The sequence below is a fragment of the Serratia plymuthica NBRC 102599 genome (assembly GCF_001590925.1).
Classification (GTDB): domain Bacteria; phylum Pseudomonadota; class Gammaproteobacteria; order Enterobacterales; family Enterobacteriaceae; genus Serratia; species Serratia plymuthica.
The window spans coordinates 1-827 of the sequence record NZ_BCTU01000072.1; the positions used below are offsets into that span (position 1 = coordinate 1).

Consider the following 827-nt stretch of genomic DNA (forward strand, 5'->3'; position numbering starts at 1 on the left):
AACGCCATCCGCGCACTCAGCATGGACGCCGTACAAAAAGCAAATTCCGGCCACCCGGGCGCACCTATGGGCATGGCGGACATCGCCGAAGTCCTGTGGCGCGACTACATGAACCACAACCCGACCAACCCGCACTGGGCTGACCGCGACCGCTTCGTGCTGTCCAATGGCCACGGCTCCATGTTGATTTACAGCCTGCTGCACCTCACCGGCTACGACCTGCCGATGAGCGAGCTGGAAAACTTCCGCCAGCTGCATTCCAAAACCCCGGGCCACCCGGAGTACGGCTACACCCCGGGCGTCGAAACCACCACCGGCCCACTGGGCCAGGGCATCGCCAACGCCGTCGGTTTCGCCATTGCCGAACGCACCCTGGGCGCGCAGTTCAACCGCCCGGGCCATGACATCGTCGACCACCACACCTACGCCTTTATGGGTGACGGCTGCATGATGGAAGGCATCTCCCACGAAGCCTGTTCGCTGGCCGGTACCCTCAAGCTCGGCAAACTGACCGCGTTCTACGATGACAACGGCATCTCCATCGACGGTCACGTGGAAGGCTGGTTCACCGACGACACCGCCGAGCGCTTCGAAGCCTACGGCTGGCACGTGGTGCGTCATGTCGACGGCCACAACCCGGACGCCATCAAGGCGGCGATTGAAGAAGCCCGCAAGGTCACCGACAAGCCGTCCCTGCTGATGTGCAAAACCGTGATTGGTTTCGGTTCCCCGAACAAGGCCGGCACCCACGACGTGCACGGCGCTGCGCTGGGCGCCGCCGAAGTGGCCGCCACCCGCGAAGCCCTGGGCTGGAAATACGCCGCCTT

1 protein-coding gene is annotated in these 827 nt (G+C 64.1%); it reads left to right on the plus strand.

The features are described from left to right. Nucleotides 1-827 (plus strand): thiamine pyrophosphate-binding protein (locus SPL01S_RS24190; protein ID WP_506344862.1); only part of this gene is annotated, 827 nt, incomplete at both ends.